28 protein-coding genes are annotated in these 23,727 nt (G+C 71.7%); 19 read left to right on the top strand and 9 right to left on the bottom strand.

All coding sequences use genetic code 11. The annotated features are described in order from the left end of the window. Positions 1-48: 48 nt before the first annotated feature. Positions 49-1,059, bottom strand: coding sequence for an ABC transporter permease (locus OU415_RS07870; protein ID WP_270947927.1), 1,011 nt, complete (start codon positions 1,057-1,059; stop codon positions 49-51). Then, positions 1,052-2,575, bottom strand: coding sequence for a sugar ABC transporter ATP-binding protein (locus tag OU415_RS07875; protein WP_270947928.1), 1,524 nt, complete (start codon positions 2,573-2,575; stop codon positions 1,052-1,054). Before OU415_RS07875 ends, OU415_RS07870 begins: the two co-directional genes overlap by 8 nt. Before the next feature lie 256 nt (positions 2,576-2,831). Between OU415_RS07875 and OU415_RS07880 the strand changes: the two genes are divergently transcribed. After that, positions 2,832-4,454: a serine/threonine-protein kinase gene (locus tag OU415_RS07880; RefSeq protein WP_270947929.1), complete on the top strand. Its 1,623-nt coding sequence runs from the start codon at positions 2,832-2,834 to the stop codon at positions 4,452-4,454. 4 nt (positions 4,455-4,458) lie between these two features. On the opposite strand, the gene OU415_RS07885 is transcribed toward OU415_RS07880, so the two are convergent. From OU415_RS07885 to OU415_RS07895, 3 genes are all read right to left on the bottom strand, one after another. Further along, positions 4,459-5,307: a DUF4097 family beta strand repeat-containing protein gene (locus tag OU415_RS07885; protein WP_270947930.1), complete on the bottom strand. Its 849-nt coding sequence runs from the start codon at positions 5,305-5,307 to the stop codon at positions 4,459-4,461. An 81-nt stretch (positions 5,308-5,388) separates the two neighbouring features. Beyond that, a complete protein-coding gene (locus tag OU415_RS07890; RefSeq protein WP_270947931.1) occupies positions 5,389-5,895 on the bottom strand; it encodes a hypothetical protein in 507 nt (168 codons plus the stop codon). Positions 5,896-6,008: 113 nt separating this feature from the next. After that, entirely contained in the window at positions 6,009-7,082 is a 1,074-nt protein-coding gene (locus OU415_RS07895) for a lactonase family protein (RefSeq protein ID WP_270947932.1), read from the bottom strand. A gap of 179 nt (positions 7,083-7,261) precedes the next feature. On the opposite strand from OU415_RS07895, the gene rocD reads away from it, so the two are divergent. Then, positions 7,262-8,494, top strand: coding sequence for an ornithine--oxo-acid transaminase (gene rocD / locus OU415_RS07900; RefSeq protein ID WP_270947933.1), 1,233 nt, complete (start codon positions 7,262-7,264; stop codon positions 8,492-8,494). 55 nt (positions 8,495-8,549) lie between these two features. On the opposite strand, the gene zapE is transcribed toward rocD, so the two are convergent. Then, the gene (gene zapE / locus OU415_RS07905; protein ID WP_270947934.1) at positions 8,550-9,572 is read right to left on the bottom strand and encodes a cell division protein ZapE; all 1,023 of its coding nucleotides are present in this window, start codon (positions 9,570-9,572) and stop codon (positions 8,550-8,552) included. A 94-nt stretch (positions 9,573-9,666) separates the two neighbouring features. Between zapE and OU415_RS07910 the strand changes: the two genes are divergently transcribed. The 12 genes from OU415_RS07910 (at position 9,667) to OU415_RS07965 (ending at position 16,518) form a co-directional block, all read left to right on the top strand. Continuing rightward, on the top strand, positions 9,667-10,419 hold the full coding sequence (locus OU415_RS07910; protein ID WP_270947935.1) for a pyrimidine reductase family protein: 753 nt from the start codon (positions 9,667-9,669) through the stop codon (positions 10,417-10,419). Continuing rightward, positions 10,416-10,973 carry an RNA polymerase sigma factor gene (locus OU415_RS07915; protein WP_270947936.1) on the top strand — a complete coding sequence of 186 codons (558 nt, stop codon included), beginning with the start codon at positions 10,416-10,418 and terminating at the stop codon, positions 10,971-10,973. The genes OU415_RS07910 and OU415_RS07915 overlap by 4 nt, the downstream gene beginning before the upstream one ends. After that, positions 10,966-11,517, top strand: coding sequence for an anti-sigma factor (locus OU415_RS07920; RefSeq protein ID WP_270947937.1), 552 nt, complete (start codon positions 10,966-10,968; stop codon positions 11,515-11,517). Before OU415_RS07915 ends, OU415_RS07920 begins: the two co-directional genes overlap by 8 nt. A 113-nt stretch (positions 11,518-11,630) precedes the next feature. Next, complete coding sequence (locus tag OU415_RS07925) at positions 11,631-12,149, top strand: Asp23/Gls24 family envelope stress response protein (protein WP_270947938.1); 519 nt, start codon at positions 11,631-11,633, stop codon at positions 12,147-12,149. A 42-nt stretch (positions 12,150-12,191) separates the two neighbouring features. Next, a complete protein-coding gene (locus tag OU415_RS07930) occupies positions 12,192-12,491 on the top strand; it encodes a hypothetical protein (protein WP_270947939.1) in 300 nt (99 codons plus the stop codon). Beyond that, entirely contained in the window at positions 12,488-12,733 is a 246-nt protein-coding gene (locus OU415_RS07935; protein ID WP_270947940.1) for a hypothetical protein, read from the top strand. The genes OU415_RS07930 and OU415_RS07935 overlap by 4 nt, the downstream gene beginning before the upstream one ends. 73 nt (positions 12,734-12,806) lie before the next feature. Next, entirely contained in the window at positions 12,807-12,986 is a 180-nt protein-coding gene (locus OU415_RS07940; RefSeq protein WP_270947941.1) for a hypothetical protein, read from the top strand. Beyond that, positions 12,983-13,354 carry an Asp23/Gls24 family envelope stress response protein gene (locus OU415_RS07945; protein ID WP_270947942.1) on the top strand — a complete coding sequence of 124 codons (372 nt, stop codon included), beginning with the start codon at positions 12,983-12,985 and terminating at the stop codon, positions 13,352-13,354. Before OU415_RS07940 ends, OU415_RS07945 begins: the two co-directional genes overlap by 4 nt. A 4-nt stretch (positions 13,355-13,358) precedes the next feature. After that, on the top strand, positions 13,359-13,895 hold the full coding sequence (locus OU415_RS07950) for a DUF6286 domain-containing protein (RefSeq protein WP_270947943.1): 537 nt from the start codon (positions 13,359-13,361) through the stop codon (positions 13,893-13,895). Next, positions 13,892-14,491, top strand: coding sequence for an alkaline shock response membrane anchor protein AmaP (gene amaP, locus OU415_RS07955; RefSeq protein WP_270947944.1), 600 nt, complete (start codon positions 13,892-13,894; stop codon positions 14,489-14,491). The genes OU415_RS07950 and amaP overlap by 4 nt, the downstream gene beginning before the upstream one ends. 15 nt (positions 14,492-14,506) lie before the next feature. After that, a complete protein-coding gene (locus OU415_RS07960; protein ID WP_270947945.1) occupies positions 14,507-15,616 on the top strand; it encodes an ATP-dependent DNA ligase in 1,110 nt (369 codons plus the stop codon). Beyond that, a complete protein-coding gene (locus OU415_RS07965; protein WP_270947946.1) occupies positions 15,616-16,518 on the top strand; it encodes a 2-dehydropantoate 2-reductase in 903 nt (300 codons plus the stop codon). Before OU415_RS07960 ends, OU415_RS07965 begins: the two co-directional genes overlap by 1 nt. Positions 16,519-16,736: 218 nt before the next feature. Here the strand turns inward: OU415_RS07965 and OU415_RS07970 are convergent, their stop codons facing one another. Further along, on the bottom strand, positions 16,737-17,669 hold the full coding sequence (locus OU415_RS07970; RefSeq protein WP_408641818.1) for an EamA family transporter: 933 nt from the start codon (positions 17,667-17,669) through the stop codon (positions 16,737-16,739). Between the two features lie 156 nt (positions 17,670-17,825). On the opposite strand from OU415_RS07970, the gene OU415_RS07975 reads away from it, so the two are divergent. Together OU415_RS07975 and OU415_RS07980 are read left to right on the top strand one after the other, a co-directional pair. Then, a complete protein-coding gene (locus OU415_RS07975; RefSeq protein WP_270947947.1) occupies positions 17,826-19,388 on the top strand; it encodes an alpha/beta hydrolase in 1,563 nt (520 codons plus the stop codon). 346 nt (positions 19,389-19,734) lie between these two features. After that, a complete protein-coding gene (locus OU415_RS07980; protein WP_270947948.1) occupies positions 19,735-20,265 on the top strand; it encodes an AAA family ATPase in 531 nt (176 codons plus the stop codon). A gap of 4 nt (positions 20,266-20,269) precedes the next feature. Here OU415_RS07980 and OU415_RS07985 read toward each other — a convergent pair whose 3' ends face one another. Beyond that, complete coding sequence (locus tag OU415_RS07985) at positions 20,270-21,037, bottom strand: DUF4389 domain-containing protein (protein WP_270947949.1); 768 nt, start codon at positions 21,035-21,037, stop codon at positions 20,270-20,272. A gap of 100 nt (positions 21,038-21,137) precedes the next feature. Between OU415_RS07985 and OU415_RS07990 the strand changes: the two genes are divergently transcribed. From OU415_RS07990 to OU415_RS08000, 3 genes are all read left to right on the top strand, one after another. After that, positions 21,138-21,437, top strand: coding sequence for a hypothetical protein (locus tag OU415_RS07990; RefSeq protein ID WP_270947950.1), 300 nt, complete (start codon positions 21,138-21,140; stop codon positions 21,435-21,437). 76 nt (positions 21,438-21,513) lie between these two features. Further along, on the top strand, positions 21,514-21,933 hold the full coding sequence (gene msrB / locus OU415_RS07995) for a peptide-methionine (R)-S-oxide reductase MsrB (protein WP_270947951.1): 420 nt from the start codon (positions 21,514-21,516) through the stop codon (positions 21,931-21,933). Positions 21,934-22,089: 156 nt separating this feature from the next. Then, positions 22,090-22,998: a hypothetical protein gene (locus OU415_RS08000; RefSeq protein ID WP_270947952.1), complete on the top strand. Its 909-nt coding sequence runs from the start codon at positions 22,090-22,092 to the stop codon at positions 22,996-22,998. A 31-nt stretch (positions 22,999-23,029) separates the two neighbouring features. Here the strand turns inward: OU415_RS08000 and hemQ are convergent, their stop codons facing one another. Next, positions 23,030-23,725 (bottom strand): hydrogen peroxide-dependent heme synthase, encoded by a 696-nt coding sequence (gene hemQ, locus OU415_RS08005; protein WP_270947953.1) that lies wholly within the window; start codon positions 23,723-23,725, stop codon positions 23,030-23,032. Positions 23,726-23,727 lie beyond the last annotated feature (2 nt).

Genomic DNA, 23,727 nt, shown 5'->3' on the forward strand with positions numbered 1-23,727 from the left:
TCCATTGAAATCGCGGAGGACCCGGCGCGCAGGCCCGTGCACCTTCGCTCATCCGGCGTCGCCGCCGAGCTTGCGCCGCTGGTAGCGGTCCCACCAGACCGCCAGCCAGATGATCACGCCGATCAGCACGTTCTGGTAGAAGGTGCCGATGTTGAGCTGGACCGCGCCGTTGCGGATGACCGCCACCAGGAAGGCTCCGATCAGCGAACCCAGCACCGTGCCGCGACCGCCGAACAGGCTCGCGCCGCCGATCACGACCGCGGCGATGACGTCCAGTTCGAGGCCCTCGCCGAAGTTCGGCTGGCCGGAGTTGATCCGCGACGCCGCGATCATGCCGCCCAGCCCGGCCAGCGCACCGGAGAGCACGTAGACCAGGGTCGTGTAGCGCTTCACCGGCACGCCGGACAGCCGCGCGGCCTCCATGTTCGAGCCCATCACGTAGGCGTAGCGGCCCAGCCTGGTGCGGGTCAGCACCAGGTGCCCGAGCACCGCGACCACCGCGATGAGCACCACCGGGATCGGGATCGCGTTGATGACGCCCTGCCCGAGCAGCCGGAAGGACTCCGGCGCGCCGAACACCGCGACCGCGCCGGTGGCGATCAGCACCAGTCCCCGGCCGACGCTGAGCATGCCCAGCGTGGCGATGAACGGCGGCAGCCCGACCACCGACACCAGCAGCCCGTTCACCAGGCCCGCCACCGCGCCGACGGCGAGACCGCCGAGGATGCCGATCAGCGGGTTGAACCCGTACTCGGCCATCAGCAGCACGCCGACCACCCCGGACAGGGCGGCCACCGAGCCCACCGACAGGTCGATGCCGCCGGTGATGATCACCAGCGTCACGCCGACCGCCATCACCGCGTTCACCGAGGTCTGCGAGCCCAGGTTGAACAGGTTGTCGGCGGTCAGGAACGACGGCGCGATGATCGACAGCACCACGAACACGACGATCAGCGCACCCGCCGCGGCGACCTGCGAGACCGCGCCGGACATGCGGTCGCCCAGCGCACCGAGCAGGCCGCGGTCCGATGTGGACGGATCGGTGGTGCGATCAGTCATCGTTGCCCCCGTTCTCGACGTTGCGGGCTCCGGTCGCCAGCGCGACCACGCGTTCCTCGGAGAACTCCGCGCGGCCGACCTCGCCGGTGATCCGGCCGCCGCGCATGACCAGGATCCGGTCGCACATGTTCAGCAACTCCGGGAGATAGCTGGAGATGAGCACCACCGCCGCGCCCCGCGACGCGAGCGAATCGATCTGCTGGAACATCTCCGACTTGGCGCCGACGTCCATGCCGCGGCCGGGTTCGTCGAAGAACAGCACCTCGGCGCCGGTCTCCAGCCAGCGCGCCAGGACCACCTTCTGCTGGTTGCCGCCGGAGAGCTGGCGCACCGGTCGTCCCACCCACGGCACCCGGATGCGCAGGCTGTCGCGTTCCCGTTCGGCGATGCGGTGTTCGGCGGCCAGGTCGATCAGCCCAGCGCGCATCGGCAGCTTGGCCATCGTGATGTTCTTGTCCACGCCCAGTTGCAGGGCCAGCCCGTCGGCCTTGCGGCTCTCGGTCAGGTAGCCGATCCCGGCGGCGATCGCGTCGGCCGGGCCGCGGATGCGCAGGGGCTCGCCGTCCAGCTCGATGGTGCCCGCATCGGGCAGTTCCGCGCCGAACACCGCGCGCGCCAACTCGGTCCGCCCAGCGCCGACCAGCCCGGCCAGGCCGACGATCTCGCCGGCGCGGACCTCGAAGGACACGTCGCGCACCGCGTCGTCGCGGGTGAGCCCGGAAACCCGCAGCCGCACCTCGCCGGGCTCGTTGTAGGTGCGCGGGTAGAGGTTGGACACGTCGCGGCCGACCATGAGCTGCACCAGCTGCGCTTCGTCCAGTTCCGCCACCGGTCGGGTGGCCACCACCGCGCCGTCGCGCATCACGGTGACCCGGTCGCCGATCTCGAAGATCTCGTCCAGCCGGTGCGAGATGTAGAGGACCGCGATGCCCTTGGCGGTCAGCTCCCGGACGATGCCGAACAGCTCTTCGGCCTCGCCCTCGGTCAGGCTCGCGGTCGGCTCGTCCAGGATGAGCACTTTCGCCTGCACCGCAAGGGCTTTCGCCAGTTCGACGCGCTGCTGCTCCGCTGTGGACAGCTGCGCGACGCGACGTGCCGGGTCGATGTCGAGCCCGACCTCGGCGAGCAGTTCGCGGGCGGCGCGGCGTTCGGCGGACCGGGAGATCCACCCGCCGCGGCCGGGTTCGTGGCCGATGAACAGGTTCTCCGCCACCGACAGGTCCGGGGCCAGCGCGAACTCCTGGTGCACCATCGACACGCCGAGCCGACGCGCCGCACCGGGACCGTGGTGCTCCACGCGCGCACCGTCCAGTTCGACGTACCCGCGGCTCGGCGGTTCGACCTGCGCGATCAGCTTCATCAAAGTCGACTTGCCCGCGCCGTTCTCGCCGGCGAAAACGTGCACCTCACCTGGCGGAACGCTCAGCGTGACGTCCGATACCGCCACCACTCCCGGGAACGACTTGCCCACGCCGTGCAGCGCCACAGCGGGGCGGAGCTGGTCGGTGGACGTCACGCGTGCCTCCTCAGATCCGCGTTGATCGTTCCTCGGGCTCGCAGTGCGCCGGATCATACCCACAACACCGACCCCGAGAAAGGGTTGGAACGAAGCCAAGTATTCGATTACCAGCCACCTCACGACAGCAGTTCGAACACCGCTCGGCAAGCCGCCGGAACCAGCAGTTCGGGTATTCGTGAACCCCGGGACGGCCGGGATCCGTAAGCTCGAAAGGGACGAATGCGCGATCACGTGGACTGGAGGCCGATAGCCCGTGCAGCCGTTGCTGGCCAGCGACCCGAACCGGGTCGGCGATTACCGGCTGCTCGCCCGGTTGGGCCGTGGGGCGATGGGCGGGGTCTACCTCGGCCGCTCGCGCGGCGGCCGGGTCGTGGCGGTCAAGGTCATCCGGCCCGATCTCGCCGAGGACCCGGAGTTCCGGGAGCGGTTCCGCCGGGAAGCGGTGGCCGCGAGCTCGGTCGGCGGGTTCTGGACCGCCGCGGTGGTGCACTCCGACCCGGACGCCGAGCAGCCCTGGTTGGCCACCGAGTACGTGCCCGGCCCGAACCTGCACCAGGCGGTGTCCGACCACGGGCCGCTGCCGGAGGCCACGGTGCGCAGCCTGGCCGCCGGGCTGGCCGAGGCGCTGATCGCGATCCACCGCGCCGACCTGGTGCACCGCGACCTGAAGCCGGCCAACGTGCTGCTCGGCCCGGACGGTCCGCGCGTCATCGACTTCGGCATCTCGCGGGCGATGACCGGCAACGCGCTGACGGCGACCGGGATGTTCCTCGGCACGCCCGGCTTCTTCTCCCCCGAGCAGACCCTGGGCGACGAGGTCGGCCCGCCCAGCGACGTCTTCTCGCTGGGCGCGGTGCTGGTGTTCGCCGCGACCGGTCGCGGCCCGTTCGGCGAGGAGAGCACCGCGACCCTGCTGTACCGGGTCGCGCACACCGACCCGGACCTGTCCGACGTGCCGGACGGCCTGCGACCGCTGCTGGCCGCGTGCCTGGCCAAGGACCCGGCGGCCCGGCCGACCCCGAGCCAGATGCTGGACGAGATCGGCGAGTCCAGCCCGCACGGGGACCAGTGGCTCCCGCCGGTGATCACCGACGTGATCGCCCAGCACGCCACGCAGCTGCAGACGGCCAGCGCGCAGCACCCGGACACTCCCCCGCCGCAGCCCACCGCGCAGCCCAAGTCCGCGACCCGCACCTACACCCAGGCCGGTCCCGCGCCTGCGCCGCAAGCCCCGGTCGCACCGGTTCCGGCCGCACCGCCTGCGCCGGTCGCTCCGGCGCGGAACGCGGCCGAGCCGCAGCGGGGCAAGATCGTTCCGGCGCAGCCGCGGGCGACCTCCCACCAACCGCAGGTGCGCCGGGACAACCCCGGCCCGACGTTCACCACCGCCGGACGCTTCCGCGCGCTGCTGTCGGCGCTGGTCGTCGTGCTGATCATGATCGCCGCGGACCGGCTGGCGGGGCACGGCCTCGGTTCGAGCAACAAGCTCATGATCTTCCAGCTCGGCATGCTGCTGCTGGGCCTCAGCGCCGCCTGGTCGGTGGCCAGGGCGCTGCTGCCCAGCCTGCGCCTGAAGGTCAACAGCGATGGACTGCTGATCTCCCGGCTGGGCATGCATCGGGAAATCCCGTGGAGCCAGGTCCAGCGGGTCGGCGTGGTGGGCAGCGGCAAGCGGGCCTCCGTCGCGGTGTGGTTCACCGACGGCGCGGCCCAGCGCTCCTCGCTCTGGCACCGCATGCGCCCGCACCACGGCGGAGCCCGCATCTTCCCCGTCGGCACCACTGGCGGCTGGATGACCCGCCGCCAGGAGATCCGCCGGCTTCGCACCGCCCTCCAGCAGTACGCGCCGGGACGCTACGACACCCGGATGCTCTGAGCACTCAGGCCGCGCCCGACCTGCGGACGGCGATGTCGCCGAACGAGGTGCGGACGCGCAGCTCCACCTTCTCGTCGGGTGCGGCGGGACCGTCCGCGGCGGTCAGCGAGTTGTCCAGCCGCCCGAAGGAGGACCGCGCGTCGAGCCAGGCCGAAGTGCCCTCGCGGACGCCGACCTCCACGTCGCCCATCGCCGTCACCAGCGACGCGGTACCGCGGACGACCTCGCCGACGCGGATGTTCCCGTTGGCGTTCTTGACCTCCAGGGACGCCTCCGCGGCGTCGACGGAGACGTGCCCGTTCGCCGCCACCACCCGGAGATCCCCGGCGATCCGCCCGACCCAGGTGGCGCCGTTGGAGTTCTTGATCGAAGCCGAGCCGCCGACCTCGGTGAGCCGCACGCTGCCGCTGTGGGTGTTGATCTCGGCGCGACCGGCGACGTGCTCGACGACGACGTCGCCCGCCGCGGTGCTCAGGCTCAGCGCATCGGTCCGGTCGAGCTGCAGGTCACCGGTGGCGGTCTTGAACCGGCACTCCCCGAGGTCCCCTTCGCTGCGGAAGCCCACGGCCGCCGATTCGGCGCGGACCTGCGAACCGGCGGGCAGCTCGACGACCACGTCCACGGAGCCGACCTTGTTGAACGGCGCCCACCCCTTCGGCCCCTTGATCCGCAGGTTCCCGCGCGAGCAGGTGACCCGGACCTGCTCCGCGGTGGTGACGTCCAAGCTGGCGGAGCTGTCGGTGGGGCGCACTTCGACGACCGTGGTGGCCCGGTCGCTCGCGATGATCCGGACGTCGCCGAGCGCGAGCTCGATGGCGGCCGAGATCGGTTCGGGCGTGTCGAATTCAGGCATGGCGGTGCCCTCCTGATGTGTTCGATGGGCATCCCCGCTGGTCGGGGATGTGCGGTGAGGTGAAGCTCCGGCGGTGGGCGGTTAGCGGACCCAGCCGGTGTAGCGCTGCGCACCGCGCGGGGCGCGGCGGGTGGGACGGCTGCTCGGTTCCAGCGCGGCGGTCGCGGCCCGGACGAGCCAGGCGTTGGCCGACAGGCCGTCGCGGTTGGCGGCCGCCTCGATCTGGACCTTGAGGTGCTCGGGCAGGCGGAGGTTGATCCGCGTCATCGCCCCCTCGTCGCCGTCCTGCGGAGCTTGCGGCGGCGCGGGTTCCGAACTCGCCTCGACGTGGGCGTCCTCGTCGGACGGCGGCAGGGTCACCACGAAATCGGGACTTCCGCCGCGGAGCCGCAGGTCGACCGAGCCCGGGGCGAGGTCCCGGGTGATCTCGTCGGCGGCCGCCGACAACGCGTCCAGCAGGGTGAGCCGGACGGCCGAGTCCATCGGCGCGGTGAGGCGCTCGGCGAGCGCGCGGGCGTCCTCCCCGCTCGCTTCGGCGGCGACCGCGAGCTGGTGGCGCAGGTTGTCGACGTACGTCGTGAGATCCATGGCATCATCATGGCACCATCGTGGTGCCATCGCAAGAAGAAATGTGCCCCGCCTAGACACAAGCAGACTTCAGCGTCGCGTCAACAGCGTCGTTTACCTGAGGAAATTAGACGTCAAGCACGTTGTGCCACGATTGGCACCGGAAGGACGCAAACTGGCACCGGAGTGGCGACGGGGTCACCGACCGGGGACAGCTCGCCGTCCAGCGAGATCGCGAACGCCTGGACGTCGTTGCTGTGCTGGCCCGCGGCGAACAGGACCCGGCCGTCCGGGGACAGCGCGATGTGGCGGGGCCCGGCCACCCCCGCCGGGCGGATGTCGAGCAGCCGGAACTGGCCGTCGCTGGCGTCGGCCTGGAACACCGCGATGCTGTCGTGCCCGCGGTTGGAGGCGAGCACGAACCGGCCGTCCGGGGTCACCACCACCTCGGCGGCCAGGCTCGGCTTGCCGTAGTCCGGCGGCAGCGCGCTGAGCGTCCGCCCCGGTTCCAGCGCACCGCTCGACGGGTCGTAGCCGAACTCGGTGACCGACGAGGCCAGCTCGTTGACCAGGTACGCGCGCTCCCCGTCCGGGTGGAACGCCAGGTGCCGCGGCCCGGCCCCGGCGCGCAGCGACACCTCGTGCTCGAGCCCCAGGTGCCCGCTGTCCACGTCGAACCCGTAGACGTAGACCGAATCGGTACCCAGGTCCACCGCGAGCACGTACCCACCGGCCGGATCGGACAGCACCTGGTGCGCGTGCGGCCCTTCCTGGCGCTTCGGGTTCGGGCCGCTGCCGCTGTGCTGGACGACGTGGCACGGTTCGCGCAGCACTCCCCCGGTGTCGATCGGGTGCACCACCAGGTTCCCGGACTGGTAGTTCGCGGTCAGCAGGTACTTGCCGGACGGGTGCACGCTCAGGTGGCACGGGTCGGCGCCGAGCGTCGGCTGCGAGTTGAGCTCCTGGAGCGCGCCGTCCTCGCGGACCTCGAACGACAGGACACGGCCGTCGCGCTGCTCGCTGACCGCGAACAACGTGGACCCGTCCGGAGACAGCGCCAGGAACGACGGATCGTGGACCTCGGCGACGACCTCCGCGCACCGCAGCGAGCCGCTCCCGTCGGCGACGGCCAGCCGGATGCCGTCGGCCGACGACTCCGCGCCCGTGTAGGCGCCCAGGTACACGCGGTACTCACCCATCTCCGGCATCGGCGCTCCACCTTCCGCAGCTGCGAACGACCCGCTCCCCACATGATGGCGCGCGGTCGCGGAGTTCCCCCGATGGGACAACGAACGGACGACACCGGCTCGAACCACGCAACGAAGCGTCGCCGCAAGCAACACCTCGCGGCTGAAATCTCCACAGCCCGCGACATAACCTTGTGTCCATGACTGCCGTTCCGTCGCACCTCGATTCCTCGTCGAAGGCCGCCGCGTTCCGCGCCCTCGACGACCAGTACAGCGCGCACAACTACCACCCGCTGCCGGTCGTGATCGCCGAGGCGTCCGGCGCCTGGATGACCGATGTGGACGGACGGCGCCACCTGGACTTCCTGGCCGGGTACTCGGCCCTGAACTTCGGCCACGGCCACCCCGCGCTGGTCGCCGCGGCCACCGAGCAGCTCGGCCGCGTCACGCTGACCAGCCGCGCGTTCCACCACGACCAGCTCGGCCCGTTCTGCCAGGAGCTCGCCGAGCTCACCGGCACCGACCGGGTGCTGCCGATGAACTCCGGCGCGGAGGCCGTCGAGTCGGCCATCAAGATCGCCCGGAAGTGGGCCTACCAGGTCAAGGGCGTGCCGGAGAACCAGGCGGAGATCATCGTCGCCGGCTCCAACTTCCACGGCCGCACCACCACGATCGTGTCGTTCTCCACCGACCCGGACGCGCGCAACGAGTTCGGCCCGTTCACCCCGGGCTTCCGCATCACCGAGTACGGCGACGCCGCCGCGGTCGAGGCCGCGATCAACGAGCGCACCGCGGCGGTCCTGGTCGAGCCGATCCAGGGCGAGGCCGGCGTGGTCGTGCCGCCCGCCGACTACCTGCCGCGCCTGCGGCGGCTCTGCGACGAGCACGGGGCGCTGCTGATCGCCGACGAGATCCAGTCCGGCCTGGCCCGCACCGGCGAGCTGCTGGCCAGCGCGCACGACGGCATCCGCGCCGACCTCTACACGCTGGGCAAGGCGCTGGGCGGCGGCATCCTGCCGGTGTCCGCGGTGGTCGGCCGCGACGACGTCATCGGCGTCCTGCAGCCCGGCCAGCACGGCTCGACCTTCGGCGGCAACCCGCTGGCCTGCGCGGTCGGCCGCGCGGTGATCCGCCTGCTGAGCACCGGCGAGTTCCAGGAGCGCTCCCGCGAACTCGGCGCCCACATGCACGCCCGCCTCGGCGAACTCGTCGGCCGCGGCGCCCTGGAGGTCCGGGGCCGCGGTCTCTGGGCCGGCGTCGAGATCGCCCCTGGTGGCCCCACCGGCCGCCAGGCCAGCGAAGCCCTCCTCGAACGCGGTGTCCTCTGCAAGGAAACCCAGGACACCACCCTCCGCCTCGCCCCGCCCCTGGTGATCAGCCGCGAAGACCTCGACACCGGCCTCGACGCGATCACCGAAGTCCTGGCCCGCTGAGCCCGCCCCGTGAGCACTTTGCGGGGCTATAGCACCGGAAAGTGCTCACGGGGCGTCAGGACGTGGCGAGGTCCCGGGAGAGGGCCGTCAGGCGGCTGATCGCGCGGAGGTACTTCTTGCGGTAACCGCCGTGCAGCATCTCCTCGGTGAACAGCGTCGAGAGCGATTCACCCGAGACCCGCACCGGGATCGAACGGTCGTAGAGGCGGTCGGCGAGGGCGACCAGGCGCAGGGCCACGTCCTGGTCGGGGGCCGCGTGCACCCCGCTGAGGTGGACCGCGGTCACGTCGTCGACCAGCCGGCCGTACTTCGAGGCGTGCACGCCGGCGAGGAAGTCGCACAGCTCGTCGAAGTCGTCCAGCGTCGAGCCGTCGGTCGCCTCCGCGAGCCGGTGCAGCTCGTCGTCGCTCATCGGCGGCGGCGCGTCCGGCAGCCCGCGGTGCCGGTAGTCCGGGCCGTCCACCCGCACGACGCCGAAGCGGGCCGACATCGCGTGGATCTCGCGGAGGAAGTCCGCCGCCGCGAACCGGCCCTCGCCGAGCTTGTCCGGCAGCGTGTTGGAGGTGGCCGCGACGTGCACACCGGCGTCGGTGAGCTTCGCGATCAGCTGGGTGACGAGCATCGTGTCGCCGGGGTCGTCCAGCTCGAACTCGTCGATGGCCAGCAGCTTGTGCTCGGAGAGCCGCCGGACGGTCTCGGCGAAGCCGAGCGCGCCGACCAGGCTGGTCACCTCGACGAACGTGCCGAAGGACTTGCGCCCCTCGGTGGCGTGCCACAGCGAGGCCAGCAGGTGGGTCTTGCCGACGCCGAACCCGCCGTCGAGGTAGAGGCCGCGCTTGCCGCTGTCGGGCTTCTTGCGGCCGAACACCCCGCGCAGCCACGACCCGCCGCCGTCGGAGTTGATCCGCTCGGCGAAGGCCGCGCACTCCCGGACGGCTTCGGACTGGCTGGGCTCGTCGGGGTTGGGCAGGTAGGTGTCGAAGCGCACCGCGTCGAACATGGGTGGCGGGGTCATCGCCTGGACCAGCTCGTCCGGGGTGAGGTCAGGACGGCGGTCCACCAGACGCGGGAAACTCATACGCCGACTCTATAACCGGACATCGGCCCGCCCGGCCGTGCGGGCACGTGCTCCTGCTCACCCACGACCCCGGCGATCGTGGTGGGATTGGCACGTGGTGGACGAACTCTGGCCGTTGGACGGCGCGCAGCAGGTGGACGACGATCTGGAACGGTTCTACGCCTATCCCGAGCAGCTGGAACGGCCCTGGGTGCGGGTCAACTTCGTCTCCAGCCTCGACGGCGCGGCCACCGTGCAGGGCCGTTCGCGCGGCTTGTCCTCGCCGGTGGACCAGCGGGTGCTGCGCCTGATCCGGGAGCTCTCCGACGTGGTGCTGGTCGGCGTCGGCACCGCGATGACCGAGCGCTACCGCGGCATCAAGCGCACCGAGGTCAGCACCGAGCGGCGCGCGCAGCTCGGCCTGTCGGAGATCCCGCCGATCGCACTGGTCACCAAGCACGCATCGCTGCCCCCGGAGTCGCCGCTGCTGACCGACACCCTGGTGCCGCCCATCGTGCTCACCACCGAGGCCGCCCCCGCCCAGCGCCGGGCCGAGCTCGCCGACGCGGGAGCCGACGTGGTCGTCACCGGGGACGAGGACGTGGATCTGCGGGCGGCGCTGGCCGCGCTGGACGAGCGCGGGCTGCGCCGCATCGGCTGCGAAGGCGGACCGACGCTGTTCGGCTCGCTGATCGACCAGGACCTCGTCGACGAGCTGTGCCTGACCCTGTCACCGATGCTGACCAGCGGCGACGCCGGCCGGATCGCCGCGGGCACCGGCCTCGGATCGGCCCACCGGATGCGGCTGGAGTCCGTTCTGCACGCGGAATCGCTGCTGTTCACCCGTTACGCGAGAATGCGCGAGTGACTGTTGGGGCCAGCACCGACCAGGCGCTCGTGGCCGCCGCGCAACGCGGCGACGCGACCGCCTTCGACGAGCTGGTCCGCAGGCACACCGCCACCATGTACCGGATCGCCCACCGGATCCTCAGCGATTCCGCGGAGGCCGAGGACGCGGTGCAGGAGGCGTGGGTGTCGGCTTGGCGGGGTCTGGCCCGGTTCCGCGGCGATTCGGCCCCGACCACCTGGCTGTACCGGGTGGTCACCAACTCGGCCTTGGCCCAGGTCCGCCGCCGCAAGCCCACGGTGCCGCTGGAGCCGACGGCGGAGGTGCTCTCCGGCCGGGACGCGGTCGATCCGGAGGGTCACGCGGTCCGCAGCGAGGAGGCTGCGCTCGTGCACCGGGCCATCAACGCGCTCGAACCGTCGCAACGTGTTCCCCTCGTGTTGCGGGAGCTGGAGGGCTTGAGCTACGAGGAGATCGCAGAGGTGCTCGAAGTGCCGGTACCAGCGTTGCGTTCCCGGCTGCACCGGGCGCGCACGACGCTGCTGGCCAGGTTGCGGGAGATGCGCGATGGCTGATCACTCCGCGCCGCTGCCCTGCGGCCGCACCGATGCCGAGCTGCTCGACGTGCTGACCGGCAGCGCCCCGCCCGAGCTCGCCGCGCACGCCCGGACCTGCCCGCACTGCCAGGCCGAACTGGCCGAGCTGGAGTCCGTCTGGGCACCCGTGCAGCGCACCGCGCGGATCCCGGTCGACCCGCCGCACGGTCTGGTGGAACGCGCCCTCGTGACGGTCCGCGGAGTTCGCGGCGGACTCGGCGCGGCGCCGGTCGAGCTCACCCAGGAAGGCGGCGTGCTGCAGATCCACCCGCGGGCGGTGGTGCTGCTGACCCGGCAGCTGTGCGCGGAGATCCTCGCCCGGCACCCGGGCATGCACCTGCGCGGGTGCGTCGGCGACGCCGACGAGGTCCAGGTGGACTTGGCGGTGCGCTACCTGCTGCCCGCGACGCTGACCGAGCAGATCCAGCAGGAGCTGAGCTCCGCGCTGCGGCGCGTCCTGGGCGCGGGAGCACCGGCGGTGTGGGTGCGCATCGCCGACGTCGAACCGCCGAGGACGACATGAGATTGGCGATGCGGCGCCCGGCCGAGCAAGATCAGATCGGGTGCGCGCATCCGATTCAGAGCAGATCACGCCGGGCCGCGGCTTCGGCGCAACCGGGAAGGAGCGGTATTTCCATGGCACAGGACAGCGGAGGCACCCAGAAGGCGCAGTCCTCTTCGGACGAGCGCAGCAACGAGAGCCGGCGGATCCCAGAGACCCGCACCAGTGCGGCACCGGCCCGGCCGGCCGACGAGACCTCCCAGGGCAAGACCACCATCGCGGCCTCGGTGGTGCAGAAGATCGCCGGGATAGCGGCCCGCGAGATCTCCGGGGTGTACGCGATGGGCGGCGGGGTCTCCCGCGCCTTCGGCGCCATCCGGGAGCGGATCCCCGGCGGCAGCGGCACTTCCTCCACCTCCGGCGTGCAGGTCGAGGTCGGCGAGAAGCAGGCCGCGGTCGACCTGGACATCGTGGTCGAGTACGGGGCGTCCATCGTGGACCTCGCGCGCGCGGTGCGGCGCAACGTGATCACCGCGGTCGAGCGGATGACCGGGCTGGAGGTCATCGAGGTCAACATCGCGGTCAACGACATCCACCTGCCCAGCGAGGACGGCGAAGAACCCGCCCAGCCCACCACTTCCCGCGTCGAATGATCGAGTAGCCGACCACCCGATCCCCAGGAGGACGTCCACCGAATGCCGGAGCAGGTTTCCGCCAGCGAGCTGGCCGACCGGGTGCTGGCCCACCCCTCGGTGGTGCGGCTGCACGGCGGCCGGTACGGCGAGATCGCCACCTACCAGCCCGGGCAGCGGATCGCCGGGGTCCGGGTGGGCGACGACGCGGTCGAGATCGCGGTGGTGCTGCGGTTGGACCGGCCGCTGCCGGAGGTGGTCGCGGAGCTGCGCGGCGAGCTGACCGCGGCCGCCGGCGGGGTTCCGGTGGACATCACGGTGGCCGACGTGCTCGGCCCCGGCGATCCGCCGGAGGGCGCATGATGGTCGCTGTGCAGCAGGATCCGGACACCCGCCGCGCGATCCGCGCGTTCGTCCGGGAGAACCACCCGGACGTCGGGGGCGACCCGGAGGCCTTCGCCGCCGGGCTCGCCGAACTGCGCGCGGGCCGCGATCGCTACGACGCGCCGATCGAGGTGGTGCACCGGCCGCGCGGGATCCGCGGGCTGCTGCGCCGGATCCGCGACCGGCGAGCCCGCCGCAAGCAGCCGCCCCGGGTCCGATGAGAGCCTTTCCCCGCACCGGTGTCGATCTTCGTCGGGATCGGGCACCGAGCCAGTCCTTTGGAGGGTTTGCCAGATGAATTGGACACAGACCGGTCTGCTCGCCGGGCTGATCCTCGGCCTGGCCGCCGCGATCGGCGGGTTCACCGGTTTCCTGATCGCGCTGCTGGTCGGCGCGCTCGGGCTGGTGGTCGGCCGGTTGCTGGACGGCGAGCTGGAGATCGGCGACATCCTCGGCCGCGGACGCGACCGATGAGCACCGAGGCCGCCGAGCGCGCCGACCCGGCCGACCGGGGCCGGTTGCACATCAGCCGCTCGGTCCTGCGCAAGATCGCCGAGCACACCGCCGACCAGGACCCGGGTTGCGCGCGCACCCGCCGCCGGATCGCCGGGGTCGGGCTCGGCGAGCACGGGGCGAGCGCCCAGGTGTCCGGCCCGGACGACGCGCTGCGGATCCGGCTGGACGTCGCGCTGCGCTACCCGGCGCCGGTCCGCGAGGCCGTCGCGGAGCTGCGCACCCGGATCGGCGAAGAGCTGACGCGCCTGGCCGACTGCCAGGTGCGCACCGTCGACGTGACCGTGTCCGGGCTGATCGCCGCGGACGCGCCACCGCGGGTGGAGTGAGGACATGCGCTTTCTGGTTCGCCTGATCACGACGCTGCTCGGCGCCGCCGTCGCGGCTGCTGGCGCGGTGCTGGCGATCGAGGCGGTGGCAGCGCTGGTGCAGCCGGGCCGCGGCGGTGTGATCGTGCCCTGGCAGCGCATCCACGCCGCGCTCAGCGTGACGTCGTGGGACGACGCGCCGGTCCGGGTGACCGCCGCGCTGGTGCTCGTGGCCGGGCTGGTCCTGCTGCTGGTCGTGACGGGTTCGCGGCGGCGGGAGATCCGGCTGCACGACCCGGCCCCGGAGGTCACGGTGACCACCGATCCGCGTTCGCTGGCCCGGCTGGTCGGGCACCAGGTGCGCGACCAGGACGGCGTCGCCACCGCCGCGGTCACCGCCAGCGCCAAGCGCGTGCAGGTCAAGGCCAGTTCGCAGTTCAAGGAGTTCGGGGACCTGCAGGAGCGGGTGACCGAGACCGCCGAGACCGCCGTGCAGGACCTGCCGCTGCGCAGCACGCCGAAGGTGCTGGTGTCGGTGAGCGCGCCCAAGGAGCGCCGATGACCGAGATCAAGCCGAGCACCACCCCCACCGGCCGCGGCATGGGCTTCGAACGCGGCGTGGTCGTGCTGATCGCGGTGCTCGCCGTGCTGCTCGGTGCCGCGGTGCTGCTGGTCGGGACCGGCTGGCTCGGCCTGTTCCGGGCGCAGCGCCCGCTGGCGGACCCGATCCTGGTGCAGTGGCTGAGCGAGAACTCGCAGCTCGCCCTCGGCATCGGGATCGCGCTCGGCGTCGTGCTGTTCGTCCTGGGCCTGTGGTGGGTGGCCCGTGCACTGCGCCCGGAATCCCGCCCTGACATGCGGCTGGAACGCGGCAACGGCGAGCTGACGGTGACCGCCGCAGCGCTGACCGAGGCGGTGCGCGCCGACGCCGAACAGGTCACCGGCGTCAACCGGGCGCGGGTCCGGATGGCCGGTACCGAGCAGCGCCCGTCGCTGCGGCTGACGCTGTCGCTGCAGGAGGGCACCGACGTCAAGCAGGTGTGGGGGGAGCTCGACGCGAAAGTCCTCTCCCGCGCCCGCGAAGCGCTGGGCACGGATACCTTGCCCACGGCGATCCGCCTGCAACTGGACCGGGCTCCCCGCCAACGCGTCCACTGACCGAGGAGGTCCGCTGTGCTCCCCCTGCAGCCGCCGGTGAAACCGATGCTGGCCAGTCCGACCGACGGCATCCCGCGGCGCGGCGGCCTGCTGTTCGAGCCGAAGTGGGACGGCTTCCGCTGCCTGGTGTTCGTCGATCCGCAGGCCGGTACCCCGGTGCAGCTGCAGTCCCGGACCGGCCGGTCGCTCAACCGCTACTTCCCGGAGGTGCTGGCCACCGTCGCCGAGCACGTCCGCCGTCCGGCGGTGCTGGACGGCGAGCTGGTGGTGATCCGGCGCGACGAGGTGGGCGACCGGCTGGACTGGGACGTGCTGAGCGAGCGCATCCACCCGGCCGCCAGCCGGGTCCGGATGCTCGCCGAGCAGACCCCGGCCACCTTCATCGCCTTCGACCTGCTCGCCCTGGACGAGCGCGACCTCACCGAAGCCCCGCAGACCGAGCGCCGCGAGCTGCTCGCCGGGCTCGGCCTCAACAGCAGCGGTCTGCGCACCACGCCGGTCACCGACGACCCGGACACCGCCGCGGAGTGGTTCCGGGTGTTCGAGGGCGCCGGTCTGGACGGCATCATCGCCAAACCCACCGGCGGCGCCTACCTGCCCGGCAAGCGGACCATGCTCAAGATCAAGCACTCGCGCACCGCCGACTGCGTGGTCGCCGGATTGCGCTGGCACGCCAAGACCGAGCCCGGCACCGCGGTGGGATCGCTGCAGCTGGGCCTGCACGACGAGCACGGGGTGCTGCACCACGTCGGCGTCGTGGGCGCGTTCTCCGCGGCCCGGCGGCGCGAGCTGGCCACCGAGCTCGCCGAGCTCATCACCGACGGCGAGCACCCGTGGGTGGGCGAGAACGCGACCGGCCGGCGGCTGCCGGGGTCGGTGAACCGCTGGAACAGCAGCGAGCAGCCGTGGGTGCCGCTGCGGCCGGAGCGGGTCGTCGAGGTCTCCTACGACCACACCGAAGGCGGGCATCCGGCGCGGTTCCGCCACACCACGCAGTTCGTCCGGTGGCGCCCGGACCGCGACCCGGAGTCCTGCCGCTACGATCAGCTGGACGAGCCGGCGCGCTACGACCTCGACGCGGTGCTCGTAGGCGACGTGGATCGCGAAACCCGTTCGAACGGGTAATGTCCGTCGCCGTGCACATCGCGGTGATCGGTTCTGGCGGTATCGGTGGAGTTCTCGCAGCGGCAGCGCACGCCGCAGGGCACGAGGTGTCGCTGTGCGTGCGGACCCCGTTCGACCAGTTGACGGTGGAAACCCCGGAAGGCACCCGGGAAGTCCCGGCACCGGTGGTGACCGATCCGGGTGAGCTCGGCGAGGTCGACTGGATCCTGCTGACCACCAAGGTCCAGGACGTGCCGAGCACGTCCGGCTGGCTGCAGCGCCTGGACGACGGCCGCGCGCCGATCGTGGTGGTGCAGAACGGGGTCGAGCACCGCTCGTCGGTCGCCGCGATGGGCCTGCGGGGCCCGGTCCTGCCCGCGCTGATCTACGTCGCGGCCGAGCGGGTGAGCCCCGGCCACGTGGTACGCCGCTCCCCCATGACGATGCAGGTCGAAGCGGGTGAGGTCGGCGAGCGCTTCGCCGCCCTGCTCGCCGGCGACGCCCTGACGATCCGCCCGACCGACGACTTCCGCACGGCGGCCTGGCGCAAGATGCTCACCAACCTGGCACCGAACCCCATCACCGCCCTCACCCTCCGCCGCCTGGACGTCCTCGCCGAACCCGACGTCCGGGAGCTGTGCGCCGGAGTCCTCGCCGAGGCGGTCGACGTGGCCCGAGCCGAAGGCGCCGACCTCACCCACGCCGACGCGGAGAAGGTCCTGGCCGACTACATCGAGAAGTTCCCCCCGACGAACGGGACCTCGATGCTCTACGACCGGCTCGCAGGCCTGCCGACGGAGCACGAGCACATCACCGGCGTCCTGGTCCGAGCGGCGACCACCCACGACATCCCGGTCCCCCTCAACAAGACCCTCCTGACCCTGATGCGGGCCCTCCACCCCACCAAGCTCCCCGCCGTCTGACCGGGGAATCAAAATTCAATGGAAATCAGACCTCCGATTTCCATTGAACTTGCGGAAGTTCTCCACAACCAGGACGACCTGTCCACACCCGTCGGCATGTCGGGTCCCGACACGCCGGGGAACCACAGTTTCAATTGAAACTGCGGAACCCAGGCACGGCGGATCACAGTTTCCATTGAAACTGTGGTCCACGTGGTGGGACGCGGGAGGTTGGCGGGTCAGTTGGCGCCGGTGTCCTTGGGTTCGTTCTTGGTCGTGCTGACCGAGCCGACCGAGGCTGCGACGACGCAGGCGATCGCCACCCACTGCCAGGCGCCGAGGAGTTCTCCCAGGACCAGGAGACCCGCCAGGGCCGCTACCGCGGGTTCGAGGCTCATCAGGACGCCGAAGACGCGCGGGGGCATCCGGCGGAGCGCCTCGAGTTCGAGCGAGTACGGGATCACCGAGGACATCAGGGCGACCATCAGACCCGCGACCAGCACGGCCGGGTGCAGCAGCGACGTTCCCGCCTCGGCGATGCCGAACGGGGCCGCCACCAGCGCGCCGAACGCCATGCCCAGGGCGAGGCCGGAGCCGCCGGTGGTCCGGCTGCCGAGCTTGGCGCCGACCAGGATGTAGCCGGCCCACAGGGCACCCGCCATGAGCGCGAAGGCCACGCCGACCGGGTCCAGCCCGCCCTCGACCCGGGACAGCAGGAACACGCCCAGCCCGGCCAGGACCGCCCACACGACGTCCAGCTTGCGGCGCGAGCCGATCACCGCCACGGCGAGCGGACCGAGGAACTCGATGGTCACCGCCGCACCCAGCGGGATCCGTTCGAACGCCTGGTAGATGCAGACGTTCATGCCCGCCAGCACGGAGCCGTAACCGGCCACCACCAGCAGCGTATTGCGGTCCATGCGCAGCGACGGGCGCCAGACCGCCAGCAGGATCAGCGCGGCGAACGACAGCCGCAGCGCCACCACACCGGACGCGCCCGCCATGCCGAACAGCTGCTTGGCGAAGGCCGCGCCGACCTGGAGGCTGACCACGCCCACCAGCACCAGCATCGGCGGCGGGATCGCGCCGAGCGCTCGTGCCGAGGCATGTCCCAAGCTGAACGACGGTCGCCGGCTCGACGATGCGCCCGAGATGGTCTGCGCGACGTGCACGATGCCCCTTCGCAAGTCCGAGTTCGCCTACCGCCGCACGTTAACCCGGCGCCGTCGGGCAGCCCACCGAAATGTCAGGGCCCTCACCGGCGCCTCACCTCGATCATGCGATGCTGACCGGGTTCAGCCACCGCGCTTCGCCGACGAGGAGTACCCGTGCCGCGCACCACTCATCGTGCCGGGGCCGTGCTGCTGCCGTTGCTGCTGGTGGTCCTCGCGGCGTGCTCCGCCGGCCCGTCGGACCGCCCGGCGGTCGCCTTCCAGGACGGCGACCAGCAGGTGGCGCCCGCTCCGCAGCCGCCGAAACCGGCGCCCGTCCCGGGGCTCGGCGGCCCCGCCGACGACATGCTGAACTGGTCGGACTGCACCGCCCAGACCCGCGATGAGCTGGGCGGCGCGCTGCCTCCCGGCCTGACGGCCGAGTGCTCGCAACTGCTGAGCACGCTCGACTCGCCGGAGGCCCCGGAGCGCGGCACCGCGCGCAACGCGCTGATCCGCATCGGTTCCGGTGAGCGGGTGCCGCTGGTGGTGGTCGGTGACATCGGTGGCGAGCCCGGCACCACCTTCGCCGCGCGGATGGCCGCGCAGCTGCCGCAGCTGCTGAACACCTTCGACATCATCGGCATGGACCGGCGCGGCACCGGCGAGTCCGATCCGGCCGACTGCGTGCCGCAGCCGCAGCGCGAGGACATCGTCGGGTTCGACGCGCGCGCCACCGACCGCACCGACCTGGACCGGCTGCTGGACTCGGTGCTGCGCGCCAGCCAGGAGTGCCTGCTCGACCTGGACGAGCGGCTGCAGGCCTACGACACCTGGCGGGCCGCCTCCGACCTCGAAGAGCTCCGCCTGGACCTGGGCGTGCCGAAGCTGCACGCGATCGGCCGCGGCGAAGCGTCCCGGCTGCTGACCACCTACGCCGAGCGGTTCCCGACCTCGGTGGGCCGGCTGGTGCTGGACGGTGCACCGGACCCGACCCGCGACGCCATCGGGCAGGCCGAGCTGCAGGCGCAGAGCGCGGAGAAGGTCTTCGACGTGTTCGCGGCGGACTGCGCCAGCCGTGGCTGCCCGCTGGGCCCAGAGCCGCGCAAGGCCGTCAGCGATCTCGTCGAGCGCACCCGCAAGGACCCGCTGGCGGCTCCGGGGGCCTCCGTCGGCAGCGGCCGCGTGGTGCAAGCGATCCTGCTGGGTCTGGCGGACCGCAAGGGCTGGCCCGAGCTGGCCGACGCGTTGGCCGCGGCGAACCGCGGTGATGGCGCTGGGCTGGCGAAGATCAGCGCGCCGCTGGTCACCGCGCAGGGCGCCAACCCGCCGTGGCTGGACGGCGAGCTGATCACCAGCTGCAACGACACGACGCTGCGGGTGCCACCGCAGCGCGCCGGCGAGCTCGCGACGGACTTGGTGAGCAGGTTCCCGCTGTTCGGCGGTGCCGCGGCTCAGCGGCTGGTGTGGTGCGGGTCGTGGCCGGTCCCGCAGCAACCGCTGCCCGCTCCGCGCCGCCCCGACCTGCCGCCGATCCCGGTGATCAGCACGGCGAACGACCCGGTGGTGCTGGAGTCCGGCAGCGAGCACCTGGCCGAGCAGCTGCCGACCGGTGTGCTGGTGCGCTGGCAGGGCGCCGGGCACGGTGCGATCGGCCGTTCCCAGTGCGCCACCGACGCCGTCAGCAAGTTCCTGCTGCAGGGCGCCGTCCCGACGGACGGCATGGCCTGCCCGGAGTGATCCCGCAAACACCCCGGGCAGACCTGCGCCGCTCAGCCGCAGCTGGAGCAGCAGCCACAGGACGGACCGCTGCAGCTGCCGCAGCAGCTGCAGCCGCCCTTGGCTTGCGGAGCGCGCTCGACTTCGGTGCGGACCATGTTGGCCTCCCGCTTCGTGGGGAACACAGCACGTGCGATGGTGCACGCCAACGGAGCAACCCCGACACCGCTGCCCGAGCGAACCGGCTTGCTCCATCGAGCTGCCCGGGACCCATCAATCCATTGCAATCAGTAGCCGGTGTCGAGAACGCTCCCGGCGAATCCGGCATGCGGGTGAAATGATCAGCTCCTTCGACCGGAGGAGCCCCATGCTCGACCGCGCCATCCTGCTGATCACCGGCATCCAGGCCGCCGGGAAGTCGACGATCGCGCAAGGCATCGCCGAACGCCTGCCCCGCTCGGTGCACCTGCGCGGCGACGCGTTCCGCCGCATGGTGGTCGGCGGCCGCGAGGAGATGGCGGCGACGCCGTCCGACGAGGCGCTGCGCCAGCTGCGGCTGCGGCACCGGCTGACCGCGCAGACCGCGGACGCCTACTTCACCGCGGGTTTCACCGTCGTCGCGCAGGACGTCGTGCTCGGCGAGCACCTGACCGAGCTGGTCGAACAGGTCCGCAGCCGTCCGCTGCTGGTGGTCGTGCTCGCCCCGGACGTCGAGGCGATCGCCGAGCGCGAAGCGGGTCGCGGCAAGGCCGCCTACGGCACCTTCCAGATCGCCGAGCTCAACGAGGTGCTGCACGAGCGCACACCACGACTCGGCCTGTGGCTGGACACCTCCGACCAGACACCGGAGCAGACCGTCGAGGAGATCCTGGAGCGCTGGACGGAAGCCGTCGTCTGAGGCGCTAGAACGCCCACTGGTACTCCTGCTCGTACATGTACTGCTGCTGGTAGGTCGACTGCGCGGCACCGTCGGCGAGCAGGCCGAGCACACCCAGGACGATGAAGGCGATCAGCAGCACCCTGCCGCCCTTGGACATCACCAGCGGGCGCGTGCCGGGCGACTGGCGCGGCGGGTTCTCCTCGGCCTTCGCCTCGCCGAAGAGCTTGCGCGGGTAGGCGCCGGTGAGCAGGTAGAAGTAGGCGTTCGTGCGGAATGCCCAGCGCAGCACCGCCGCGGTGGCGTCGAACACCGGGCGCGGGGTGCGGCCCATGACCAGCACGATCAGCCAGATGAAGAACGCCAGCACGGCCCAGCCGTGGCCGACGACGGCGCTGACCACCGCCGCCGGGATCACCAGGACGAGCCGGAAGAACACCGCCAGCCGGTTCAGCTCCCCCGGCCGGACCTCGATCCGGACCGGGTAGTCCGCCTGCTCCACCAGGAACGGCGGGTACCGGTCGACGAGCAGCAGCTGGGACGCCGCCACGCGCGCTTGGTAGCCGACGAAGAGGGTCAGGAACCCGGAGATCCAGTCCGGCAGGCGCCCCAGGAACAGCGCGGCGAACCAGCCGATGATCGCCACCACCCCGGCCGCGATCGAGACGAACCACAGCACGATGAAGTGCGGGATCAGTAGCAGGATTCGCAGCAGGACGGTCCAGCGCCGCTGCCGCTCGGGCGGCGTGACGTCCAGCTCCGGGCGGAACAGGTCCGGTGGCTGCGCGGTCATCGTCGCCTCCTGTCCTAAGTGGATCGGGCTGGAGGTTACCCACCAACGCGGTAATCGGCAGATCGTCCGCAGCGCGGCGGCGAGGCGATACGGTGGCGCCGTGGAGCGCGGCGAACCGGACGACCAGACCGCTCATCTCAGCGACGACCTCGACGGGCTCGACCCGGAGGATCCCGAGGTCCAGGCCTTCGCAGCGCACCGCGACCGGATGCGCCGGCCGAACGCCGACGCCACCGTCGAGGGCATGCTGCGCGGCGTGGACGACTTCGCCCAGAGCGTCAACCGCACCGGCGGCCACCGCCGCCTCGTGGCCGTCGCCGTGGTCGCGCTGATCCTCCTCGGCGTCCTCTACGCGGTCTGGAACGCCCTGGCCTTCGTCATCGGCACCTTCACCGGCTGAACCGCCGGCGGTGGTGTTCGACTCGATCTGATCCCGCGGCTGTGCAGTTGATCTTGAGTCGGATTAGCGTGGACGCATGGATGCAGGGACGCCGAAGGTGACCAAGACCGACGCCGAGTGGCGGGAGCAGCTCAGCCCGAACGAGTACGCCGTGCTGCGCCAGGCCGCCACCGAACCGGCCTGGCAGGGCGAGTACGTCGACACCAAGACCACCGGCATCTACGAGTGCCGCGGCTGCGGAGCGGAGCTGTTCCGCAGCCAGACCAAGTTCGAGTCGCACTGCGGCTGGCCGTCGTTCTACGACCCGGCCGACAGCGACGCGGTGATCCTGCGCGAGGACCGCTCCCTCGGCATGGTCCGCGTCGAGGTGCTGTGCGCCTCCTGCCACGGCCACCTGGGCCACGTGTTCGAGGGCGAGGGCTACGCCACCCCCACCGACCAGCGCTACTGCATCAACTCCATCGCCGTCCGCCTGGTGCCAGAAGCGGAGGCGTGAGCGGAAAGCGGACTCCGACGACCGCGCGCCCGGATCGGCCTACCCGGCCCCGATCCGCCGCGGCGATGATCGAATGCACGAGCAGATGCCGAATCGCAACGTGAGATTGTCCTCAGCCGGGTCAGCGGATCAGTCCGCTGTGTCAGCGTTTGGCGCATGAGTTGGGAGCACGTGGTCACCTGGGTCGCTGCCGGGCTGGCGATCGTGGCCGTCGGGGTCGCCGGGTGGCAGCTGGTGCTGGCCCGCCGCGAGGCCCGCGAGGCCGGGAAGCAGGCGGAAGCGATGCGCCGCCTGGTGACCGCCGCCGAGGGCCAAGCGGAGAAGGCCACGAAGGCGGCCCAGAACGCTCGCGCGCAGTCGGAGCGGGCCTGGGAGCAGGTCAAGCTGGCGCAGAGCCAGCTGGAGGAAGCTCGGGAGGAGCGCAGGACCAGCACGCAGACCGAGCAGTGGGAGTGGGCGTACGCGATCACCACCAGCGCCCGCGAGCTCGTGGACAGCAGCCAGGAGCTGATCCGCACCGCGATGGACGGCCAGGTCGCGCCGCACTACCGGGTGGCCGCCGACCGGCACTACCGCCAGACCGCTCAGCGCTGGCAGGAGACCATGGTCAAGGCGGTCGCGCGCACGTCGCCGCCGCTGGAGACGCAGCAGCAGATCGTCCGGTTCGTCGACGTGCACCAGCGCCTGCACGGCCACCTCGGCGTGCTGCTCCGAGCCGTCGAGACCGACACCCTGTCGCAGGGCGACGCGCTCAGCAGGCAGGTCCTGGGGCTGCGCCAGGAGTTCAACAGCGTGCACCGGCACCTGCAGCGCACCATCAGCGCGAACCTGTCCAAGCCGGACACCGCGCAGGCGAACCTGCCCGGCGGGGACACGCCGACCCAGGCGAACCTGCCCAAGCCGGGCGCACCGACCCAGGCGAACCCGCCGGTACCGAGCGCGCCGACCCAGCAGATCGCCCAGCGGAACGACCGCGCGGGGTCGGTGCCGCCAGGTGCTCCAGGCGACCCCGACCCCGCGCGGGACATCGGAACTCGGCTCACGCCGACTCAGAACCGTCTTTGACGCGCCGCCAGGCGCTTCAGCCGGAAGAACTTCAGGGGAGGCGGGTCACCAGGTCGGTGACGTCGACTCGGTGGCCCGTGTAGAACGGGATCTCCTCGCGGACGTGGAGGCGGGCCTCCGTGCCGCGCAGGTGGCGCATCAGGTCCACGATGCGGTGCAGCTCGTCGGCTTCGAAGGCGAGGATCCACTCGTAGTCGCCGAGTGCGAAGGAGGCCACCGTGTTCGCCCGGACGTCCGGGTAGTCGCGGGCTTCCTTGCCGTGGTCGGCCAGCATCTTGCGGCGCTCGTCGTCGGGCAGCAGGTACCACTCGTAGGAGCGCACGAAGGGGTACACGCAGATGTACTTGCGCGGTTCCTCGCCGGCCAGGAACGCCGGGATGTGGCTCTTGTTGAACTCGGCCGGGCGGTGCAGCGCGACGTTGCTCCAGACCGGCTCGGAGGACTGGCCGAGCGGGGTCTCGCGGCGGAACCCGGTGTAGGCGGCCTGGACCTGCTCGATCTCCTCGGAGTGCCACCAGATCATGAAGTCCGCGTCGGCCCGCAGCCCGGAGACGTCGTAGACGCCGCGGACCACGACGCCGGACTCGGCCAGCGAGTCCAGGTACTCCTGGGTCATCTGAGCGGCCTTGGCCCGGTCCTCGGGCAGGGTGCCCTGCTCGATCCGGAACACCGACCACATGGTGTAGCGAATGGTGTCGTTGAGCTCGTTGTAGTTCAGCCGCGCCATGT

The organism is Saccharopolyspora oryzae, assembly GCF_027853915.1.
GTDB classification, from domain to species: domain Bacteria; phylum Actinomycetota; class Actinomycetes; order Mycobacteriales; family Pseudonocardiaceae; genus Saccharopolyspora; species Saccharopolyspora oryzae.

What these genes read in the sequence shown, in the direction of transcription:
- OU415_RS07870 (WP_270947927.1), bottom strand. Translation starts at nt 1,059, where the DNA reads ATGACTGATCGCACCACCGATCCGTCCACATCGGACCGCGGCCTGCTC.
- OU415_RS07885 (WP_270947930.1), bottom strand. Translation starts at nt 5,307, where the DNA reads ATGCCTGAATTCGACACGCCCGAACCGATCTCGGCCGCCATCGAGCTC.
- OU415_RS07890 (WP_270947931.1), bottom strand. Translation starts at nt 5,895, where the DNA reads ATGGATCTCACGACGTACGTCGACAACCTGCGCCACCAGCTCGCGGTC.
- OU415_RS07895 (WP_270947932.1), bottom strand. Translation starts at nt 7,082, where the DNA reads ATGCCGGAGATGGGTGAGTACCGCGTGTACCTGGGCGCCTACACGGGC.
- rocD (WP_270947933.1), top strand. Translation starts at nt 7,262, where the DNA reads ATGACTGCCGTTCCGTCGCACCTCGATTCCTCGTCGAAGGCCGCCGCG.
- zapE (WP_270947934.1), bottom strand. Translation starts at nt 9,572, where the DNA reads ATGAGTTTCCCGCGTCTGGTGGACCGCCGTCCTGACCTCACCCCGGAC.
- OU415_RS07920 (WP_270947937.1), top strand. Translation starts at nt 10,966, where the DNA reads ATGGCTGATCACTCCGCGCCGCTGCCCTGCGGCCGCACCGATGCCGAG.
- OU415_RS07925 (WP_270947938.1), top strand. Translation starts at nt 11,631, where the DNA reads ATGGCACAGGACAGCGGAGGCACCCAGAAGGCGCAGTCCTCTTCGGAC.
- OU415_RS07930 (WP_270947939.1), top strand. Translation starts at nt 12,192, where the DNA reads ATGCCGGAGCAGGTTTCCGCCAGCGAGCTGGCCGACCGGGTGCTGGCC.
- OU415_RS07935 (WP_270947940.1), top strand. Translation starts at nt 12,488, where the DNA reads ATGATGGTCGCTGTGCAGCAGGATCCGGACACCCGCCGCGCGATCCGC.
- OU415_RS07940 (WP_270947941.1), top strand. Translation starts at nt 12,807, where the DNA reads ATGAATTGGACACAGACCGGTCTGCTCGCCGGGCTGATCCTCGGCCTG.
- OU415_RS07945 (WP_270947942.1), top strand. Translation starts at nt 12,983, where the DNA reads ATGAGCACCGAGGCCGCCGAGCGCGCCGACCCGGCCGACCGGGGCCGG.
- OU415_RS07950 (WP_270947943.1), top strand. Translation starts at nt 13,359, where the DNA reads ATGCGCTTTCTGGTTCGCCTGATCACGACGCTGCTCGGCGCCGCCGTC.
- amaP (WP_270947944.1), top strand. Translation starts at nt 13,892, where the DNA reads ATGACCGAGATCAAGCCGAGCACCACCCCCACCGGCCGCGGCATGGGC.
- OU415_RS07965 (WP_270947946.1), top strand. Translation starts at nt 15,616, where the DNA reads ATGTCCGTCGCCGTGCACATCGCGGTGATCGGTTCTGGCGGTATCGGT.
- OU415_RS07980 (WP_270947948.1), top strand. Translation starts at nt 19,735, where the DNA reads ATGCTCGACCGCGCCATCCTGCTGATCACCGGCATCCAGGCCGCCGGG.
- OU415_RS07985 (WP_270947949.1), bottom strand. Translation starts at nt 21,037, where the DNA reads ATGACCGCGCAGCCACCGGACCTGTTCCGCCCGGAGCTGGACGTCACG.
- msrB (WP_270947951.1), top strand. Translation starts at nt 21,514, where the DNA reads ATGGATGCAGGGACGCCGAAGGTGACCAAGACCGACGCCGAGTGGCGG.
- OU415_RS08000 (WP_270947952.1), top strand. Translation starts at nt 22,090, where the DNA reads ATGAGTTGGGAGCACGTGGTCACCTGGGTCGCTGCCGGGCTGGCGATC.
- hemQ (WP_270947953.1), bottom strand. Translation starts at nt 23,725, where the DNA reads ATGGCGCGGCTGAACTACAACGAGCTCAACGACACCATTCGCTACACC.